Below are 15,362 nucleotides of genomic sequence, written 5' to 3'. Positions count from 1 at the left end.
ATAAATATATTTTTAACAGGTGTTTTCTTAAAATATAATAAAAATCATATGTGATTAAACGTTTACATTTTTTAAATTCGTATAAAAATTTAGAATAATATGACTTTTGGAATCGAAGCGGCAAGCTATTATGTACCCTCATTATACCTTGAAATAAAGCATCTGGCAGAGAAAAGAGGAATTGAACCTGCAAAACTGGAAAAAGGATTGGGCCTGCATAAGATGGGATTACCGGATGTTCATGAAGATGCAGCCACTTTTGCGGCAGAGGCTTTATTAAAGCTCATTAAAGACTATAATATCCACCCAAAAGAAATTTCAAGAATTTATCTGGGAACGGAAAGTGCCCTGGATGCTGCGAAACCAACCGCCTCTTATGCAATGCAGATGGTAGAGAAAGTGCTGGAAGAAGACTTCGGGGCACGGTGTTTGAGGAACTGTGATGTAGTAGACCTCACTTTTGCCTGCATCGGAGCAGTAGATGCACTTCACAATTCCCTGGATTTTGTAAGAGTAAATCCGGATAAAAAAGCGGTGGTGATCGCAAGCGATTATGCAAAATATGAATTGGCTTCTTCAGGAGAATACACCCAGGGAGGCGGGGCTGTTGCTGTTCTAGTTTCTTCAGAACCCAATTTAATCGAAATTGAAAACAACTGGGGAGTGGCTACAGAAAGTGTTTTTGATTTTTTCAAGCCAAGACGGCATTTCAAAAAGGAGGAACTGACGAATGCTCCTGAAAATTTCCCTGAAAAAATTGAGGTCTTTACCGATGAGCCTGTTTTTGACGGACAGTATTCCAATCAGTGTTATCAGGACAGGATCCGGGAGGCTTACCAGCATTATAAAGACGTTACAGGAAAAGATAAACCCTACCAGGATTGGAAATACCTTATTTTTCATCTTCCCTATGCATTTCACGGAAAAAGAGTTTTTACTGAAATTTACAGCTTGGAAAACGGAATTTCCTTTGAAACGCCTGAAGAGCAGAAAGCAGTGGCGAAGTCTGAAAATTATATCCGGTTTATTAATGATAAAATCGAAAAGTCTCAAAGAGCATCGTCTGAAATCGGAAATATGTATACGGCTTCTATCTTTATGGCTTTACTTTCCGCATTACAGACTTCGTTTAATGAGAATGAGGAACTGTCAGGACAGGAAATAGGATTTTTAGGCTACGGAAGTGGTTCTAAGTCCAAAGTTTTTGCAGGAAGGATGTCACAAAACTGGAAAAGCGTAGTTGAGAAATGGAATCTGTTTGAAGAGTTGAAAAACAGAACAGCAATTGATTTCGATACCTATGAAAAACTGCATCGGAAGCAGCTGGAAATTTCTGTTAACAAAAACTATAAAGGTTTTGGGCTGAAATCTGTAGAAACGGATGATCCTGTATTAAAGGGAGCGAGGTATTACGGATACCAAAAATAGACTAAATTTTGTGTACACATTAAAACATCTCAATATTGAGGTGTTTTTTTTATTAATTCAGTCATTAAATCACCATATTTATATGGTATTCATATCAGTGTGAGTTATTTTTTGGTTAATGTATTACATACAATTTGCCATTTTAACAAATTGTTTTAAGTCGTATAAAAAGATTATAAGATGATTACATTTTTTTTTCGTTAGAAAAAAATTATATCCCTGGATATTTTTGTTAGAAATTTTTTAATTTAAATTATACAATCATGTTTTTAGTATCATAAAATAGTAAGAATTTGATGGATATATTACGGTTAACCTGTTGCTTTTCAGGTAAGTATTCATTTGATTTATTAACGGTTATTAACATATTTGTCCCGGTTAATTACTAAAATTGAAAAAAATGAATATGAAACTATGCATGATAACCACGGCTGCCCTATTCTTTACCGGGCAGATTGTCATGGGACAAAAAAAAGCAAATGACTCACTAAGGGAAAATAACATTGAGGAGGTAGTGGTAACGGGGTATCAGAAAAAATCTAAAGATGAGGTAACTTCAGCTATAACTGTAGTATCAGGAAAGGCTTTGTCTAATTTTTCGCCTGCAACGATGGGGACGAATGCCTTACAGGGAAAGGCGGCAGGATTGGATATTACTGCCCTAAATGGTAAGCCAGGTGGTGGGTCTGCGATAAATATCCGGGGGCTTGGAAATATTACGACAACAGTAGGTGCTTCCAATCCATTATTTGTTATTGACGGTTTCATTGTAGGAAATGATCAGAGAGCTCAGGATGTATTCAACAGTATAAATCCCAACGATTACGAAAGTATGTCGGTTCTAAAGGATGCGGCAGCATCTGCAATCTATGGATCTCAAGGGGCAAATGGGGTAATCGTTTTAACAACCAAAAGCGGAAAATTAGGGAAGCCTGTAATTACATTCAGTTCAAAAATAGGATTCTCTGAAAAAATTAAAGACATCAACTTTAGAATGATGAATTCTGCAGAGAAGATAGAGTATGAAAAGAAAATGTTGGGGCTGGGTATTGGTGGTTATGCCGCCTGGACGGATTCGAAGATTGCCTCTGCTCTGGCATTAGATCATAATTGGCAAAATGATATCCTCAGAACGTCTTCTATTGAATCTTATCAGATAGGGATAAGGGGAGGGACAGAAAAATCCAAGTATACCTTTTCATTAGGTTATGACTCAGATAATGGGATTGTGCAGAATATTGATGCCTATAAACGTTATACCGGAAGGATGAAATATGAAGCTAATCCTAGTGATAGATTGAGTTTCGGATCGTCCATAGGAATTAATTATACAAATTCACAGGAGATTCGCGACAGGAATAACGTTCAGAATCCCTTCAGGGCAATGTATTCATATAATCCTTATGAGCCAGTTTTTAGGGCAAACGGTAGTTATAATCCTACCAAACAAGGATTCCCTGTTTTGGAAGCCCTGAAAAATAATCCTGAAACTATTAATTCTTTAATATTTGACGGTAATATTTTCGCTCAGTATAAAATTCTGGAAGGCCTGAATTTTAAAACGCAGTTAGGAGGATATTTTAATAATATTAGAAGAACTTCTAAGATTTTAAGAGGATCCTATTTAGATACTATTTTAGGGATTAACGGAAGTGATGTTGAACAAAACCAAAACCGTTTCAGGTATACCAATACAAATACCTTAAACTATGTGAAAAAATTTGGTCAGCACAGCATTGATTTACTTGGATTGGTAGAATATACCGAATTCAGAAATGACTTTATAGGCGCCACAGGAAGGAATTTTTCTTCACCTTCATTAAGTGAATTGGATAATGCTTCGACACCATTTAATGTTCAAGGGTATGATGAACTATACAGAACTTTTTCTTATGGAGCATTTTTAACATATGATTTTTCAAAGAAATACATTTTAACAGCGTCAATAAGACAGGATAAAGATTCCAGGTTTGGGAAAAATAATACTTTATCAGAACCTTTCTGGTCATTAAGTGGTGCCTGGAATCTTACGAATGAAGATTTTTTAAAAAATAATGACATTATAACTTTGTTAAAGCTTAGAGCATCCATAGGAACAAGAGGATACAATAATATTCCCCTTAATATAAATAATATTCTGATGAGTGGGAATGTCTATGGTACACTTCCTACGATCTCTCACAAAAGTGAATATGGAAATATTGATCTTCAATGGGAAGTTACCAAATCACAAAATTATGGGGCTGAGTTTGGCTTTTTAAATAATAGAATCAGAGGTACTGCAGACTATTTTATTGATCAAAAAAAGGATTTTATATTATCTGTACCTAATCTTAGTTCGGAAGGGGGAGAGTATTCTCAATTTATAAATGCGGGAGATATGAAAAATAGAGGTCTGGAAATCAGCTTATCCGGAGATATTATAAAATCCAAAGATTTTGTATGGAGTCTTAGGGCCAATACCAGTATAATGAGTTATAAGCTCAACAAACTAAGGGATGGAGAGACAGAAAGAATTGTAGGAGGTATTAATATGCTAAGAGAGGGAGATGAGCCGTTTTCATTCTACCTGGTGAGAAGTGCCGGGATAAATCCGGATAACGGAAACGAAGTATATTATACAAAATCAGGCGGGACAACGGAGGTATACAATTCAGATGATGCTGTCCTACTTCCCGGAAAATCTCCTTTACCAAAATTGTATGGTGGATTTGGAACAACATTTTCGTATAAAGGATTAGATTTACAAGCCGATTTTACCTATAAATATGGAAATTATACATACAATTATATGGCTTTTGATATGTTGGATTATACTAATGGAACTAGGAGCAATATGAGAGCAGATGCTGTAAACTACTGGACGGCCCCTGGACAGACCGGTGTACTGCCGAGACCTAACAATACCAATAATGCTCCGGGAGGAATTACGGGCTTAAGAATAACAGACCGGTTTTTGCAGGATGCTTCATATATACGGTTAAGAAATGTAAGCATCGGATATACTTTTGATAAGAGAACATTCGGAGAATCAGTTCCCATAAATAAAATCAGAGTATCGTTAAGTGGTCAGAATCTAGCTACCTGGACGAAGTTCGAAGGTGATCCCGAAGTATCTATCGGTTCAGGAGAGAATCAGACCGGAGCCGGGCAGACCTTTATCAACGGAGCTTTTGCATTATACAGCTATCCTGCAGTAAAAACGTATTTATTTGGACTTGAAGTTGAATTTTAAAACACAATACAATTATGAAAAAAATAGTTAACATATCCATACTTTCTTTGACAACATTGTTTCTACATCAGTGTAGTGATGAGAGGTTTGACATTCTGCCTAACAGTCAAGATGCACCATCAACAATCTTCACAACAGAAGCTAATTATAGATTAGTTTTAGATGGTGCCTACGACGCGTTTAAAAGTCCGACTTATTACAACGGTGATACGGGGAGTTCCATTATACTAGGAGATGTTCTGGCTGATAATCTTATTTTGAATACACAGGGAAGACAATCAAATAAATCGGCCTATGAATGGTCATATAATCCTCAGACGGGTGCCGTCACAGCTTTATATTCGTCTGCATACTTTGTAATTTCAAGGGCAAATACAATATTGGATAACCTCAATAAAGTTCCTTACACAGACTATATGAAAAATATCGAAGCTGAAGCAAAAGCGATAAGGGCAATTGCACATTTTGATCTGGTAAGGGCTTATGCAAAGATCCCAACACAAAGCAGTGATGCTTCTTCGTCATTAGGTATTGCCTATGTCACTACGTTTGATCCCAATATAAAACCATCTAGAGATGCCACCGTCAGTATCACCTATGATAAAATCATTGCAGACTTACAAGATGCTTTAGCAAAGATAAATACAAGCAATGAAACAAACGGAAGATTGAACAAGACATCTGTATTAGGATTTTTATCAAGAGTATATTTATATAAAGGCGACTACGATAAGGTTATTGAGTTCGGGGAGCAGTGTATCTCGGCATATCCTTCAGTAGGGAGGAATGCTAATTTCGTTAATATCTGGAGAGACGCAACGGATGATGGAGAATTATTTACCATTTTAAACTCAAACCTAAATAAAGATAATGTAAATGTAGGGGTAGCGTATAATCAGAATGTATCAGGAATTCTTTCAGAATATAATGTGAATTATGATTTATTTACAAAATATCTAGATTCCGATGTTCGGACTTCTGCCTATGTTTTAAGAGCAGATTCTGATTCGACACCATTTAATCATGTGGTAAAACACAGGACAAGAATAGGTTCAAGTGTAGGCCAGGTTGTTGATATTAAATTTTTACGATCTGCAGAGGTATATTTAAACGTTGCAGAAGCGTATATGAAAGCTTCTGCCCCTAACCCTGTAAGAGCACTTCAATTACTGAATATTTTAAGAGCTGAAAGATATGGTACAACAGCTTCTCCTTACGTTCCGGGTACTGAAACAGGAACAGATTTACTGAACGCCATTTATTATGAGAGAAGATTGGAACTGGCATTCGAAAATGACAGATTCTGGACCATAAAAAGATTGGGACAGTCTGTTGTAAGATCAGATTTTGGATCTGCTGCTGATGGCGGCGGAGGAGATGCTCCTACTGGCGCATTAAAAACTCTTCCGGCAGGAAACTTCAGATTTGTATTACCAATTCCTCAAGATGCAATTAATTTAAATCCAAACTTAATTCAAAATAGCGGATATTAATGAATGACCTTTCACAGCAAATTTTTTTAATCAAACTCTATCTCCGGATAGAGTTTTTTTATTCCGGAAACAAGATTTTATCCTGATAATGTTTTGGCGTTACCCCGACGAGCTGCTTAAAAACCCGGGTGAAATAGTTGGTGTCAGAAAAGCCGGTCTGATAGGCAGTTTCTTTGATACTGTTCCGGTATGCCAACAGTTCTTTTGCTTTACTAATTCTTTCCTGCAAAATAAATTCGTTGGGTGAAGTGCCCAGCTCATCCCTGAACATTTTAAAGAAATTGGATTTACTCACATAAGCCAGCTTGGCAATACTGTCGATGGATAATTTCTGATGCAGGTTCTTTTTAATATAATCCACGGCAAAGCCTATTCGCGATTTATTTTTAGCAATATTTTTTTCTACCATGCTTCTTGCCTGGGTCTGCATCAGCCGGATTAACAGTTCCTTTAATGCAAAATCAGCCATAATATCTTTTTGCGAATTATCATCCATCGCAATTCTCATGATATTATCGGTGGCTGAAGCTAAAGATTTATTATTAAAGAGAAAATATTCATTGAGCTCAATATTCCATCCGGTGGTTTCATCCATTTTCGGGAGATGATAATTCAGATGATTCAGAGAATTCTCTATAAATTCAGGATTCAGACTCAGAGAAGATGCATTGTGAAGGCGTTTCATCAGCTTCCGGAAAATCGATAACCATCGTCTCTCCGGGTGAGACCAATACACTCTGGCCCGGAAAATAATCAAAATAACCGGTCCTGTTATCCAGTTTCATATGCTTTTTTCCACGAAGCATTGCCGTAAAAGCCATTGTGTCAAAATGCAGTTTAACATCGAAGGCAGATTGGTGCGTCTCATAAATACTGAATTCACAATTGTTCAGATTGAATTTCGTCTGATTTTCAACCAAGGTCGTCAGCTGATGTTCTCCCTTTAATTCAGGTGTTTTTAATAAAATCCTACGGTTATTCATTTCTAAACATTTTGTATGGCCTGGCTACTCAAATATAGAAAATTATCACCGGAAACAACTGTTAATGAAATGATAAAATTCGAAATCTGTACGATTTTGATATTTTTTTGTACGATTATGCTATATGAATATCGAAGGGAAGTGTAATTTGGCAATAGATAAAAATTAAAATACACTCCTATGAGCACGACAGCACAACCCCAATCAGATACTTTACTGCAGTGGCCTGAATTCAAAAAAAGATATGACAACTATATTGACGGAAAATTTACAGCACCGGTAAACGGACAGTATTTTGATGTTGTTTCGCCGGTGGACGGTAAAAATTTTACGCAGGCCGCCCATTCATCCAAAGAAGATCTGGAATTGGCCGTAAATGCTGCAGAAAAAGCATTCCAGACCTGGAAAGATACCTCTTCCACACAAAGAAGTATCATTCTAAATAAAATTGCAGACAGGATCGAAGAAAATCTCGAATATTTAGCAACCGTTGAAACAATCGATAACGGAAAAGCGGTACGAGAAACTCTGGCGGCAGATTTACCCCTGGCCATCGATCATTTCCGGTATTTTGCCTCAGTCATAAGAGCAGATGAAGGCTCTCACAACGAACTGGATAAAGATACCGTATCATTAATTGTACATGAACCCCTTGGGGTAATCGCCCAGATTATTCCCTGGAATTTTCCTCTATTAATGGCCATCTGGAAACTTGCCCCGGCTTTGGCAGCGGGAAACTGCGTCGTATTAAAACCTGCAGAAAGCACACCGGTTTCCATTATGGTTTTAATGGAGGTTATCGGAGATCTGCTTCCTGACGGTGTAGTGAATATCGTTAACGGGTTCGGGGCAGAACTCGGAAGAGCATTGGTTACCAATCCGAAAGTGGCGAAAGCAGCCTTTACGGGTTCTACAGCGACGGGCCGCCTGGTTATGCAGTATGCCACCGAAAACATCATTCCGGTAACATTGGAATTAGGAGGAAAATCTCCGAATGTTTTCTTCAGTTCAGTAATGGATGCAGATGACGAGTTTTTAGATAAAGCTATTGAAGGAGCAGTACTTTTCGCTTTAAATCAGGGTGAAATCTGTACGTGTCCTTCAAGATTACTGGTTCAGGAAGATATTGCAGAGGCATTTATCGCAAAAGTGATCGAAAGAGTAAAAGCCATCAAGGTGGGAAATCCATTGGATAAAACCGTAATGATGGGAGCTCAGGCCTCTCAGATCCAGAAAGATAAAATCCTTTCGTACATCAAATTAGGGAAGGAAGAAGGGGCAGAAGTACTGGTTGGCGGGGATGTCAATACCGTAGGCGAAGGCCTCGAAGATGGCTATTATATCCAGCCGACGATCTTCAAAGGAAATAACAGGATGAGAATTTTCCAGGAAGAAATTTTCGGTCCTGTGCTGGCATTTACCACGTTCAAAGATGAAGAAGAAGGAATCAGCATTGCAAATGATACCATTTATGGTCTTGGAGCCGGAGTATGGACAAGAGATGCCCATCAGCTGTATAATGTTCCGCGCAGGATTCAGGCGGGTAGAGTATGGGTCAATCAATACCATTCATACCCTGCAGGAGCACCGTTTGGTGGTTATAAGCAGTCGGGAATCGGTCGGGAGAATCATAAAATGATGTTGGATCATTACCGTCAGACCAAAAATATGTTGATTTCATACAACAAAAACAAACTGGGTTTCTTTTAATTTTAAATACTAGGGCGTGCCCGTTTGCCCCGGCCTGAGCCGGGGCAAACGGTCGGGCTTTCCAGGGCTCCACTTCGTTTCGGTGTTCCGCTTTGCTTCACACTCCCGTTCTTCTGAACGGGACCCTTCCTATCCCTCACGCGAAAATATTCGTCTAAATATGAAATTTTCAGTGGGGCAGAAATTCTGCTTTTTTTAGGTTGGGTCATGCGAAATTATGTGCGCACGCTACCTAAAATAATCATCAGTTCAGATTAATAACTCAAAAACCAAATCAAAAAATCAAATTAGAACATGATCCCAAAAACAATGAAAGCTGCCGTTGTCCAGGGCTATGGACAACCCTTAAAAATAGAAGAGGTTCCCGTGAAAGTACCGGGAAGATATGAAGTGTTGGTAAAAGTAATGGCCTGTGGAGTCTGCCATACGGATCTACATGCTGTTGACGGTGACTGGCCGGCAAAACCGAAAATGCCTTTAATTCCCGGTCATGAAGGAGTAGGAATCGTAGTTGCCTGCGGACCGGAAGCTCAGGTGAAGGAAGGTGATGCCGTAGGTGTCCCATGGCTGTACTCTGCCTGCGGATGCTGCGACTATTGCATCACAGGCTGGGAAACATTATGTGAAGCCCAGAAAAACGGAGGATACAGTGTAGACGGAGGTTTTGCAGAATATGTTATTGCCGACTCAAGATATGTCGGACATCTGAAATCCGATGTTAACTTTTTAGAAATTGCGCCTATTCTCTGTGCAGGCGTAACGGTATATAAAGGTTTAAAAGAAACAGAAACAAAACCCGGAGAATGGGTGGCCATTTCCGGAGTCGGGGGACTGGGACATGTTGCCGTACAGTATGCCAAAGCCATGGGGATGCACGTCGCAGCCATTGATGTCGCAGATGATAAACTGGAACTGGCAAAAAAGTTGGGAGCAGACCTGGTTGTCAACGCAAAAAATACAGACCCGGGTGAATATCTGCATAAAGAGGTCGGCGGAATGCATGGCGCACTGATTACAGCAGTTTCTCCTATCGCTTTTAAACAGGGAATTGATGTACTGAGAAGAAAAGGAACCATTGCCCTGAACGGACTTCCTCCGGGATCTTTTGAACTTCCGATTTTTGAAACGGTGCTGAAAAGGATTACGGTAAGAGGATCAATTGTGGGAACCCGGAAAGATCTTCAGGAGGCATTGGATTTTGCTAATGAAGGATTGGTAAAAGCTACAGTGACTCCGGCAAAGCTGGAAGACATCAACGATGTTTTTGATAAAATGAAAAAAGGGCAGATTGATGGCAGAATCGTACTTGATATGGCCGGAAGCACCCACTAACATTAGAATAAATTATGAGGTCCGGCGAAATTTTATTTCGCCGGACTTTTTAACTTAATATGGTAAAACGATCTGGGAGATCAAGATGTAAAAATGATTTAAAATGCTACAAAGAACTCAGTTTTCTGGAATAAAACATTTACAGCGTCTGAGAATAAATCCTGAACTTTACTCCGTGTAAAACAATAATACTTAAAAAATTATGGGAACTAAAATATCCAGAGTATCAGTCACAGAAAAAGCTTTGGAAGTGATCTGGCAACTCGAAAAAAAGTATGGAGACCTGATGTTTTATCAGGCCGGTGGATGCTGTGAAGGAACTCAGCCCCAATGTTTTGAAAAAGGTGGCTTTTACCCGAGGATGAACGATGCGATGATCGGAACCATTAACCATCATGAATTCTGGATAGACCGCGACCTCTTTGAATACTGGCAGTACTCCCATTTCACCTTGGATGTCACTGATGGATTTGGCCCTGGCGGATTTTCCCTGGAAACCCCTTTAGGAAAAACGTTCAAAGTACATTACAGACTTTTTACCCCTGAAGAATATGAAAATTTAGAGCCGGTAAAACGGAGTGAATAAACCCTCTCAATCAGTCGGATCTGCATGAGAAATCATTGATATCTGTGTTCCGGAAAAACCCTATTTTACATGATGAGGTTAAAATATTTATATAGTTACACTCAGACAAAAAATCAGACCTTCACAAACCGGCTCACAAACATCGAAGCGACCAGTTGGCCCACTGCGTTTAAAACCGTTGCCAGAGGGTCTACCAAAGTTCCGATGATCATTACCGCCGGAATGGCTTCCTGAGGTAATTGATATACTGAAATCATCAGCATTTCCCCAATATATCCTCCATTGGGAATTCCGCCCGCAACGATACTCACAAAAACCGTTATTCCTAATGCCAACAGTAAGTTCATCGGATCAAAAAAATCCCGTCCTATAATTAAAAAAGCAACGTAAATTTTAATAATGGAAGACATGGACGAACCATTTTTATGTAATGTAGTTCCTATCGGAACCACAATATTAGAGATCTGACCCGGAATTCCTATTTTTGCTGCCGCCTGTAGATTGGCAGGCATAGTAGCAAAGCTGCTGCATGTACTCAATGCCGTTAAGGTCGGATAAATGGCATTTTTCCAGAAACTTTTTACCCCGTTTTGCCCGTTGGCCATAAAAGCATACAGTGAAAAAAATACCAGGAAATAGATAATTCCGGCGATATAGTAAAGGCCCAAAGGTTTAGCATAGAAGCCGAAAAGCTGAGGTCCCAGCGTGGCTACCTGATAGGCAAAATAGGCCCCTAAACCCACAGGTGCAATTTTCATTACTAACAGCAGTAACTCTTTCATGACTTCATATCCTGAAGCGATAAAAGCTCTGAAAACCTGCCCGGATTCACCTGCTTTTCGTGCTGAAAACCCGGTCATAAAAGCAAAAATCAAAAGGGCCAGCATATTCTGTCTCGAAAAAAGCTGTGTAAATTCTCCTACCGTGAAAAAACTGACGATCCTGTTGCCCCAACTGTCATTATCCGATGCTGCTTCCACAACCTCCTTACTACCTGAAATCCCTGAAAGCGGAAAAAGATAGACTGCAAAAATGGTAAAAACAGCGGCGGTTAAAATGAAAAACAGAAAAGTAAAAGCCATCGTGACCATGATTTTTCCAAACCTGGACTGCTGTTCCAGAGATGCAATAGAATTGGATACCGCAAAAAAAACCAAAGGAACGACACTGACAAAAAGTAAATTAAGAAAAATATCCCCCAGAGGTTTTATATAATCTGCAACACCGGGAGCAACGATTCCGATGATGCTCCCGACCGTGATTCCCAATAATAAAAATAAGATTCCGGAGTAGTTTTTCAACACTTCTTTCATACGGTGCTTTTTAGTCAAAGATAACTTAATTTTTAACATTCCGTTATATAAATTTCAGTCATAAAATTCTTAAATTTGAGTAAATATCGTTTCTATGGCTTATATAGATTACTATAAAATTTTAGGTGTAGATAAAAGCGCAACACAGGAGGACATCAAAAAAGCATATCGGAAACAGGCCAGAAAATGGCATCCCGATCTTAATCCCGATAACAAAGAAGCTGAAAAGAAATTCAAAGATCTGAATGAAGCGAATGAAGTTCTCAGTAATCCCGAAAACCGTACAAAATATGATAAATATGGTGAAAACTGGAAACATGGTGATGAGTATGAAAAGGCTCAGCAGCAGCGCAGATCCTATACAGGGGAAGATACGGATGGTGGATTTTCCGGTTCCGGTTTCGGGGGAGAAGAAGATTTCTCGGATTTTTTCCAGAATATGTTTGGCGGAGCGGGTGGCGGCTTTGGAAAAAGTTCCAGAGGCCGTGCTTCAGGCAGATTTAAAGGTAATGATGTGAATGCAGAACTTAATTTAAGCTTAAGAGAAGCGGCTGCCACGCATCAGCAGACTTTTGATATTAACGGAAAAAAGGTAAGAATCACCATTCCTGCCGGAGTTTATGACGGGCAGCAAATCAAGTTAAAAGGTCACGGAAGCCCGGGTTTTAACGGAGGCCCGAACGGAGATCTGTACATCACTTTCAACATCGCAGCTGATACTGAATTTGAAAGAAGCGGGGACGATCTGAAAGCAAGAATTACAATTGATCTGTACACTGCTGTTTTAGGAGGTGATATAAAAGTGAATACGCTGGACGGAAGCGTAAATCTTAAGGTAAAACCGGAAACCCAGAACGGAACGACGGTAAGACTGAAAGGGAAAGGCTTTCCTGTCTATAAAAAAGAGGGGCAGTTCGGTGATCTGTTTGTCACTTTTGACGTGAAATTGCCAAAAAATCTGACTGAAAAACAGAAAGAACTTTTTGAACAACTTAAAAATTCATAAGCCATGAGTGAAAGAATATCGAGGGAAGAGCTCGTAAAAATATACAATATTGAAATCACCTTTTTTGACGAACTGGTAAGTTCCGGGCTGCTGAATATTCAGACGGAAAATGAAATCCGCTATCTGATGTACGACGATTTACCGTCTTTTGAGAGATTTACCAACTGGCATTATGATCTGGAGATCAACCTGCCGGGGTTAGAAGTTATTCACGAAATGCTTCAGAAAATGGAACATTTAAAACAGAAGAATAAAGAATTGATGAACAGACTTTCGGCACTCAATAATAAATTTGAAGACGGTTAATGTAACGGCGATTGATAAAAACATCATATCGGTACTGTTTAGAATGAATTCCTGTAAGACTTAGAGATGAATTTCTGAAATTTTCTTTTAGCTTTGCAGACAGAATTATAATTATGAGTGAAGAAAAAGTAATTGTTTTACAACCTAAAAGACAGGATTTCGAAGAAATATATTTCAACGGAAATCAGGGAAGTCTGTTGTTTTCATCTTCAACAAAAGGAAAAATGGTTACAACATTGGTTGTAGGCCTGATTTTGATCATCATGTTTGTCTTTAAAGATGATTTTACAAAAGAAAAATTCGGAATTCTGTATTTTGTAAGTTTCCTGTTTTTGCTTTGTGCAGTTTTTCTTTCAGTAAGCATTAATAAAGTATCACGGTGGAAAAAACAGGTAAACAGTTATTTAACAAAGCTTGAAAACTGTAAAGTTTATGAAATTACATTCGATCAGAATTTCTTTACGGTAAATATTGATGACGAAAAAGAAACCAGCGAATGGAAAGATTTTCAATACTTTGACAGTAATGAAAAATATATTGCTCTGGAAGGGAAGTACAGTTATATGTTTCCGAAAAAATCGATGAGTGAAAGAGATTATACACTGTTAAAGCAGACTCTTAAGAAAAATATTAAAGAACAATAAAGAAAAATAAAAAACTCAGAGCATATACTCTGAGTTTTTATTATAATGGAAAGCATATTAATCTAACCAACCCATCTCTTTCATCCATTCATCATTGTAGATTTTCCCGACATATCTTGAGCCATGGTCATGAAGAAGGACAACAATGACATCGTCTTCAGTAAACTGATCTTTCATCTGGACTAAAGAAGCAATAGCACTTCCAGCAGAATATCCGCAGAAAATTCCTTCTTCCTTAGCCAGTTTTCTGGCATAAACCGCTCCGTCCTTATCCGTTACTTTCTCAAAATGATCAATAACGGACATATCGTAATTTTCAGGAAGAATATCTTCACCAATACCTTCTGTGATATAAGTATAGGCATTGCCTAAATTAATTTCACCCGTTTCGTGAATTTCCTTTAGAATAGAACCATAGGTATCAACCCCGATTATTTTGATATCAGCATTTTTCTCCTTGAAAAAAGTTCCACAGCCCGTAATGGTACCTCCGGTTCCTGCACCGACTACAAAGTGTGTAAGCTTTCCTTCTGTCTGTTCCCAGATTTCAGGCGCTGTAGATTCATAATGAGCCGCTCTGTTTGATAAATTATCATATTGATTTACGTACCATCCGTTTTCTGTCTCCTTGGCTAATCTCTTGGAAACCGAATAATAAGAACGCGGATCTGTAGGCTTTACATCTGTAGGGCAAACGATTACTTCAGCTCCTACGGCACGAAGGATATCACATTTTTCTTTTGACTGTTTAGAGTTGGTTACAAAAATACATTTGTATCCCTTAATGATGGCCGCAAGAGCCAATCCCATCCCCGTATTTCCGGAAGTCCCTTCGATAATAGTTCCTCCGGGTTTTAATCTTCCGTCTTTTTCTGCGTCTTCAATCATTTTCACGGCCATTCTGTCTTTTACAGAATTTCCGGGATTGAAAGTTTCAACCTTGGCCAGAACTAAGGCAGGAAAATCATCTCCTAAAACTTTATTAAGTTTTACCAATGGTGTATTCCCGATCGTCTCAAGGATGTTGTTTGCGTATTTCATAAACGTTTTTTATAGCACGGCAAAGATACGCCTTTAAAATTATTATTCGAGTTAAGAGGGCGTTAAAGAATCTGAATTTCAAACGAAATCATAAATCCAGGAGCATCTACACTTTAATGATCAGGAACTGTTTTTCCATGCTCAACATTTGCTTGTTTTTATCAGTTTCGGCTGGCCACAGGCCAGCCGAAACTGATAAAAAGAGTTAACCAACACTAACAGCTCTTTCAGGACCGACCGCTTTTTAAGAGTAGCTTAAAACTTCTGCCACTAGCCGGTTTTATG

Annotated in this window: 14 protein-coding genes; 9 read left to right on the top strand and 5 right to left on the bottom strand. The window is 38.7% G+C overall.

The genetic code is table 11. The features are described from left to right. The first annotated feature begins 99 nt into the window (after positions 1-99). The 3 genes from ODZ84_RS08235 (at position 100) to ODZ84_RS08225 (ending at position 6,156) form a co-directional block, all read left to right on the top strand. Positions 100-1,428 (top strand): hydroxymethylglutaryl-CoA synthase family protein, encoded by a 1,329-nt coding sequence (locus tag ODZ84_RS08235; protein ID WP_266176499.1) that lies wholly within the window; start codon positions 100-102, stop codon positions 1,426-1,428. Between the two features lie 400 nt (positions 1,429-1,828). Then, a complete protein-coding gene (locus tag ODZ84_RS08230) occupies positions 1,829-4,663 on the top strand; it encodes a SusC/RagA family TonB-linked outer membrane protein (protein ID WP_266176498.1) in 2,835 nt (944 codons plus the stop codon). A gap of 14 nt (positions 4,664-4,677) precedes the next feature. Further along, entirely contained in the window at positions 4,678-6,156 is a 1,479-nt protein-coding gene (locus ODZ84_RS08225; RefSeq protein ID WP_266176497.1) for a RagB/SusD family nutrient uptake outer membrane protein, read from the top strand. A gap of 58 nt (positions 6,157-6,214) precedes the next feature. Here ODZ84_RS08225 and ODZ84_RS08220 read toward each other — a convergent pair whose 3' ends face one another. Then, on the bottom strand, positions 6,215-6,841 hold the full coding sequence (locus ODZ84_RS08220; protein ID WP_266176496.1) for a helix-turn-helix transcriptional regulator: 627 nt from the start codon (positions 6,839-6,841) through the stop codon (positions 6,215-6,217). Next, positions 6,798-7,139: an AraC family transcriptional regulator N-terminal domain-containing protein gene (locus tag ODZ84_RS08215; RefSeq protein WP_266176495.1), complete on the bottom strand. Its 342-nt coding sequence runs from the start codon at positions 7,137-7,139 to the stop codon at positions 6,798-6,800. Before ODZ84_RS08215 ends, ODZ84_RS08220 begins: the two co-directional genes overlap by 44 nt. Positions 7,140-7,319: 180 nt before the next feature. Here ODZ84_RS08215 and ODZ84_RS08210 point away from each other — a divergent pair, with 180 nt between their 5' ends. Next, positions 7,320-8,849, top strand: a complete 1,530-nt coding sequence (locus tag ODZ84_RS08210) for an aldehyde dehydrogenase family protein (protein WP_266176494.1) — start codon at positions 7,320-7,322, stop codon at positions 8,847-8,849. A 2-nt stretch (positions 8,850-8,851) separates the two neighbouring features. Here the strand turns inward: ODZ84_RS08210 and ODZ84_RS08205 are convergent, their stop codons facing one another. Beyond that, positions 8,852-9,058 carry a hypothetical protein gene (locus tag ODZ84_RS08205; RefSeq protein WP_266176493.1) on the bottom strand — a complete coding sequence of 69 codons (207 nt, stop codon included), beginning with the start codon at positions 9,056-9,058 and terminating at the stop codon, positions 8,852-8,854. Positions 9,059-9,143: 85 nt separating this feature from the next. Between ODZ84_RS08205 and adhP the strand changes: the two genes are divergently transcribed. Continuing rightward, complete coding sequence (gene adhP, locus ODZ84_RS08200) at positions 9,144-10,181, top strand: alcohol dehydrogenase AdhP (RefSeq protein WP_266176492.1); 1,038 nt, start codon at positions 9,144-9,146, stop codon at positions 10,179-10,181. A 202-nt stretch (positions 10,182-10,383) separates the two neighbouring features. Beyond that, complete coding sequence (locus ODZ84_RS08195) at positions 10,384-10,767, top strand: DUF779 domain-containing protein (RefSeq protein WP_266176491.1); 384 nt, start codon at positions 10,384-10,386, stop codon at positions 10,765-10,767. Positions 10,768-10,880: 113 nt separating this feature from the next. Here the strand turns inward: ODZ84_RS08195 and ODZ84_RS08190 are convergent, their stop codons facing one another. Beyond that, positions 10,881-12,080 carry a dicarboxylate/amino acid:cation symporter gene (locus ODZ84_RS08190; RefSeq protein ID WP_266176490.1) on the bottom strand — a complete coding sequence of 400 codons (1,200 nt, stop codon included), beginning with the start codon at positions 12,078-12,080 and terminating at the stop codon, positions 10,881-10,883. Between the two features lie 94 nt (positions 12,081-12,174). Between ODZ84_RS08190 and ODZ84_RS08185 the strand changes: the two genes are divergently transcribed. From ODZ84_RS08185 to ODZ84_RS08175, 3 genes are all read left to right on the top strand, one after another. Next, entirely contained in the window at positions 12,175-13,086 is a 912-nt protein-coding gene (locus tag ODZ84_RS08185; RefSeq protein ID WP_266176489.1) for a J domain-containing protein, read from the top strand. Between the two features lie 3 nt (positions 13,087-13,089). Beyond that, positions 13,090-13,392, top strand: coding sequence for a chaperone modulator CbpM (locus tag ODZ84_RS08180; protein ID WP_266176488.1), 303 nt, complete (start codon positions 13,090-13,092; stop codon positions 13,390-13,392). A gap of 113 nt (positions 13,393-13,505) precedes the next feature. Continuing rightward, positions 13,506-14,036: a sodium/calcium exchanger protein gene (locus tag ODZ84_RS08175; RefSeq protein ID WP_266176487.1), complete on the top strand. Its 531-nt coding sequence runs from the start codon at positions 13,506-13,508 to the stop codon at positions 14,034-14,036. Positions 14,037-14,093: 57 nt separating this feature from the next. Here ODZ84_RS08175 and ODZ84_RS08170 read toward each other — a convergent pair whose 3' ends face one another. Continuing rightward, positions 14,094-15,077 carry a PLP-dependent cysteine synthase family protein gene (locus tag ODZ84_RS08170; RefSeq protein WP_266176486.1) on the bottom strand — a complete coding sequence of 328 codons (984 nt, stop codon included), beginning with the start codon at positions 15,075-15,077 and terminating at the stop codon, positions 14,094-14,096. Positions 15,078-15,362 lie beyond the last annotated feature (285 nt).

This window comes from Chryseobacterium fluminis, from assembly GCF_026314945.1.
Taxonomy (GTDB): Bacteria; Bacteroidota; Bacteroidia; order Flavobacteriales; family Weeksellaceae; genus Chryseobacterium; species Chryseobacterium fluminis.
This window is presented reverse-complemented; position numbering and strand designations above follow the sequence as displayed.

Excerpts from the sequence above, each read along its gene's own strand:
- ODZ84_RS08235 (WP_266176499.1), top strand. The coding sequence starts at position 100 with ATGACTTTTGGAATCGAAGCGGCAAGCTATTATGTACCCTCATTATAC.
- ODZ84_RS08230 (WP_266176498.1), top strand. The coding sequence starts at position 1,829 with ATGAATATGAAACTATGCATGATAACCACGGCTGCCCTATTCTTTACC.
- ODZ84_RS08225 (WP_266176497.1), top strand. The coding sequence starts at position 4,678 with ATGAAAAAAATAGTTAACATATCCATACTTTCTTTGACAACATTGTTT.
- ODZ84_RS08220 (WP_266176496.1), bottom strand. The coding sequence starts at position 6,841 with ATGAAACGCCTTCACAATGCATCTTCTCTGAGTCTGAATCCTGAATTT.
- ODZ84_RS08215 (WP_266176495.1), bottom strand. The coding sequence starts at position 7,139 with ATGAATAACCGTAGGATTTTATTAAAAACACCTGAATTAAAGGGAGAA.
- ODZ84_RS08210 (WP_266176494.1), top strand. The coding sequence starts at position 7,320 with ATGAGCACGACAGCACAACCCCAATCAGATACTTTACTGCAGTGGCCT.
- ODZ84_RS08205 (WP_266176493.1), bottom strand. The coding sequence starts at position 9,058 with ATGACCCAACCTAAAAAAAGCAGAATTTCTGCCCCACTGAAAATTTCA.
- adhP (WP_266176492.1), top strand. The coding sequence starts at position 9,144 with ATGATCCCAAAAACAATGAAAGCTGCCGTTGTCCAGGGCTATGGACAA.
- ODZ84_RS08195 (WP_266176491.1), top strand. The coding sequence starts at position 10,384 with ATGGGAACTAAAATATCCAGAGTATCAGTCACAGAAAAAGCTTTGGAA.
- ODZ84_RS08190 (WP_266176490.1), bottom strand. The coding sequence starts at position 12,080 with ATGAAAGAAGTGTTGAAAAACTACTCCGGAATCTTATTTTTATTATTG.
- ODZ84_RS08185 (WP_266176489.1), top strand. The coding sequence starts at position 12,175 with ATGGCTTATATAGATTACTATAAAATTTTAGGTGTAGATAAAAGCGCA.
- ODZ84_RS08180 (WP_266176488.1), top strand. The coding sequence starts at position 13,090 with ATGAGTGAAAGAATATCGAGGGAAGAGCTCGTAAAAATATACAATATT.
- ODZ84_RS08175 (WP_266176487.1), top strand. The coding sequence starts at position 13,506 with ATGAGTGAAGAAAAAGTAATTGTTTTACAACCTAAAAGACAGGATTTC.
- ODZ84_RS08170 (WP_266176486.1), bottom strand. The coding sequence starts at position 15,077 with ATGAAATACGCAAACAACATCCTTGAGACGATCGGGAATACACCATTG.